At 56.2% G+C, this 4219-nt stretch carries 3 protein-coding genes; all 3 read left to right on the top strand.

Features of this window, described 5'->3' with window-relative positions; translation table 11 throughout:
• Positions 1–2279: Cache 3/Cache 2 fusion domain-containing protein (locus tag CW742_RS08050; protein ID WP_292418892.1), on the top strand; the 2279-nt coding region annotated here is incomplete at its 5' end.
• A 24-nt stretch (positions 2280–2303) separates the two neighbouring features.
• Positions 2304–2861, top strand: coding sequence for a chemotaxis protein CheW (locus CW742_RS08045; protein WP_292418889.1), 558 nt, complete (start codon positions 2304–2306; stop codon positions 2859–2861).
• Positions 2862–2977: 116 nt separating this feature from the next.
• Positions 2978–4213 (top strand): methyl-accepting chemotaxis protein, encoded by a 1236-nt coding sequence (locus CW742_RS08040; RefSeq protein WP_292418887.1) that lies wholly within the window; start codon positions 2978–2980, stop codon positions 4211–4213.
• The last annotated feature ends 6 nt before the right edge of the window (positions 4214–4219 follow it).

Here is a 4219-nt window from a genome sequence, read left to right as displayed (position 1 = left end):
TGAACAATAATTTCGCGATTGTTGATGGTATCGAAGCGGATGTTGGCAGTAAGGCAACCATCTTCGTCAAGACCGGCAACACCGCAACCCGCGTTTCGACGAACGTCATCGGAGCTGACGGCAAGCGCGCTGTCGGAACGCAGGTCTCCGATGCTGTCTACGAGGCAGTCATCAACAAAGGCCAGACCTACTATGGCATGGCCGATGTGGTCGGCAAGAAGATGGTCGTAGCATATGAGCCCATACGGAACTCCGCAGGTGAGACCATCGGCATCCTGTTCGTGGGCGTTCCCGAGGATTCTGTCTACGGTCCGCTGAAATCCGAGATTCTCGGAACAACGATTGGCAAAAACGGGTACCTCTATGTCATGGACAGCAAGGGCAATCTCCTCATCCACCCGACGCTGGCCGGCCAGAATCTGGCTAACGAGGATTTCATCAAACAGATGATTGCTGACAAGAACGCGATGACCTCAACAACCAAACGCATCACCTACATCTGGGATGGAAAAGAAGCCGTAGCATATTACACCTACTTCGCACCCCTTGACTGGATTGTTGCGTCACGGGTCGATCCGTCTGACTTCAGCGGGCCCATCGACGACCTCCGGAATGCTATCGTCATCATCCTGATCATCAGCATCGGCGCCGGTGCATTCATTGCCCTCCGGTTTGGCAACTCGATTGCACGGAGGATGGGCGACCTCGTTGAGCTCGGCCGCAAGGTAATGGTCGGGGACTTCAAGGGCGCAGCGCAGGAAATTGACAAGAACGCAGGCTTGAGTGGTGGTGGCGACGAGATCGGCGAGGTCTCCGAATCCTTCAAAGGGGTCGTTACCAACATCCAGGCATTCAGCGATGAGATCACCTCGGTCAGCAACGCCGCAGTGGAAGGCAAGCTGACTTCACGCGGCAATGCCGGCCGGTTCAAGGGCGGCTATGCTGAAATGATCTCGGGAGTCAACAAGACCATCGATGCCGTTGTCGGCCACCTTGACGCCATACCGGTCCCGGCATTCATTATCGACAAGGAATTCACCGTCCTCTATGCCAACAAGGCATCGGCATCAATGGCGGGCACAACACCCAAGGATATCCTCGGCCAGAAGTGCTACGACCACTTCAGGACCGGAGATTGCCGGACCGGCAAATGTGCATCCGGCCAGTGCATGCAGGCCGGCAGGATGGCAAGTTCCGAAACGCAGGCAACGCCCAAGGGCAAGCAGTACGACATCTCGTACTCGGGCATCCCGATCCTTGATGCGAACGGCAAGGCCATTGGCGCCATGGAGTTCTTCACGGACTTAACTGAAATCCGCGAGGCGGCACGGCAGGCCCAGAAGAAGATCGAGAATGCGCTCGATTTCATCAACGGCGAGATGGGCAAGATCCAGAACGGTGCTGCCGAAGCCAATGCCAATGTCGAAGAGGTCTCCGCAGGCGCCGGACAGGTTGCCAAAAACGCAACCGCCGTCAGCGTGAATGTCGAGAAGTCGCTTGAGGCCATCATCCAGGTGCAGAAGGCCATGGAAGATCTCTCGCGCACCATCCAGGACGTTGCAACCCGTGCCGAAGGAACGGCTAAGATCGTCCACGACACCTCGGACTTCAGCCGCGAGGGCATGGAACTCGCACGCAGGACCGAGAGCGGTATGCAGGGCATCACCAAATCGTCCGGCGAGGTCAACCAGATCATCGGCGACATCAAGGGCCAGATGGACAAGATCTCCGAGATCGTCAACCTAATCACCGACCTTGCGAACCAGACGAACCTCCTCGCCCTGAACGCTGCAATCGAAGCGGCACGTGCAGGCGATGCAGGTCGCGGGTTTGCCGTGGTCGCATCGGAAGTCAAGTCCCTGGCTGTCGAGTCCCGGGCATCCGCCGAGCGTATCGCGGAAATGATCGAGAACCTCCAGAACCAGACCAACCATGCTGTTGAAGCGGTCGCGTCATCCAACAATGGCGTGCGCGAAGGCAGCGAAGCGCTCAGGGAGACGATCGAGACCTTTACGAAGATCGCCGCCTCCATCGAGAAGATCTCGCACAATGTCAGCGATGTTGCATCGGCTTCAGAAGAGCAGGCCGCATCCGTTGAGGAGATCACGGCAAGCGTCAACGAAGTCAACGGCCTCATCGAGAACACGGCGAAAGAATCTACCGATGCCGCAGCGGCAAGCGAAGAATCCAGCGCCGCGATCGAGCAGATCAGCAAGGTTATCGGCAATGTCACGGTTGTTGTCGAGAGCGTCAAGACGGAGATCAACAATTTCAAGTAAGTGGGAGGATCCGAGGATTTGACCATGACCCAGAATAGTGTTCAGGCAGTACAGGCAGATCCCGGACCGGGAGCGGCCGTGCAGGCACCGGCCGATTCGGCCCGGCTTGCCGGCAAGACCTTCCAGGTCCTCGAGTTCCTTCTTGGAAAGGAGCATTTTGCCATCGATCTCTTCGATGTGCGGGAAGTTGTTGAGTACACCCCCATCACCCAGCTCCCCAACACTCCTTCCTACATGAAGGGAATCATCGATCTCCGGGGCGAGATCACGACCATCATCGACCTCAAGGACCGGCTGCATATTCCGGTCACGGAGACCAGGAAGCAGGAAGAAGGGCGGTTCATCGTCCTTGACGAGAAGCTGACCGGCGTAAAGACCGGCATCCTTGTGGACGATGTCCTTGCCGTCTCCACCTTTGAGAAAGGCGACGTTGATGCGGCATCCACCGCAGGGGCTGGCGACGACGACGCAATTCTTGGGATCATCAAGAAACGCATCAAGGACAAGGAGAACGAGGTAAGCGAGCTCGTCATCTGGATCGATATCCGGAAGACGCTCAGTATCCTTGAGAAGAGAGACTAACCGCATCGTCAATGGGGGGAAGTGATGGGAAAACGCCCTGATCCTTTCCGTATGTGATGCACGAATCCAAAAATCACATCAATCTTTCACCAACCCAACAGAGCAGGTAATTATCAATGGAGAATATCGACAACATCCCCATCGGGAAAAAGATTTATGGGGCATTTCTTGCCTTAGGCATCGTCTTTGCAATCATTGTACTCCTGACATTCGGAAGCCGGGCTTCCGGCGCCGGTGAAATTCTCATCCTGGGTATCATCGGGATTGCCGGATCTCTTGTCATGGCACATCTCCTGACCCAGAGCATCGTTCCCCCGATTGCACGGATCCGGGCGAACATCACCGAGATCCACCTCGGCCATCTCGGAGAACGGATTAACATCGACCGAAAAGACGAGATCGGTGAAATGGCCATCGAGATGGACAAGTTCTCCGGCGATCTCCAGAAGTATGTCTTCGGCACGATGCAGATGATCGCAAACGGCGACCTGAGCCGTGACCTCAAACCCCGCGACAGCAAAGACGAGATGGTACCGGCCCTTGTCACAATGACCGAAACCCTCCGGAGCCTCATCAGCGAATCGAACAATCTCTCCAGAGCCGCAGTTGAAGGAAGACTCAGCGTGCGTGGCAATGCCGACAAGTTCAAGGGCGGGTACTGGGAGATTATTGCCGGTATCAACAAGACCTTCGAATGCGCCGTTATCCCGCTCAATGAAGGGATGCGGGTTGCCGGGGAGTATTCAAACGGCAATTTCACTGCCCGCTTTGATGAGAAGATCAAGGTCCGCGGGGATTTCAAGCACTTCAAGGACTCGCTGAATAAAATCGGCGAGAATATATCGGCTTCGATAGGCGCAATCAACAGCGAGGTTGGCAACCTTGCCGCCAATGCCGAGGAAGCCAACGCCAGCATCGAAGAGGTCTCGGCCGGCGCAAACCAGGTAGCGGTCAATGCTTCCAAGGTAAGCGAGAACAGCGAGAAGTCCAGCAAGGGCATCTTCCAGGTTCAGCAGGCAATGGACGACCTTTCGAGGGCCATCCAGGAAGTTGCACTGAAGTCTGAATCGGTTGCCCAGATTGTCACGGACACGAGCGCCTACAGCAAGAGCGGTATGGACCTTGCCCGGAAGACCGAGAACGGCATGCAGGGCATCACACGCTCGAGCAATGACGTCAACCAGATCATTGGCGAGATCAAGAGCCAGATGGACAAGATCAGTGAAATCGTAAACCTCATCACTGACCTTGCCAACCAGACCAACATCCTCGCACTCAATGCAGCCATCGAACCTGCCCGGGCCGGCGAGGCGGGACGCGGGGTTGCCGTGTGTTCAACCGAGGTCCAGTAGCTGGCA

The organism is Methanoregula sp., from assembly GCF_002835825.1.
Taxonomy (GTDB): domain Archaea; phylum Halobacteriota; class Methanomicrobia; order Methanomicrobiales; family Methanospirillaceae; genus Methanoregula.
This window is presented reverse-complemented; position numbering and strand designations above follow the sequence as displayed.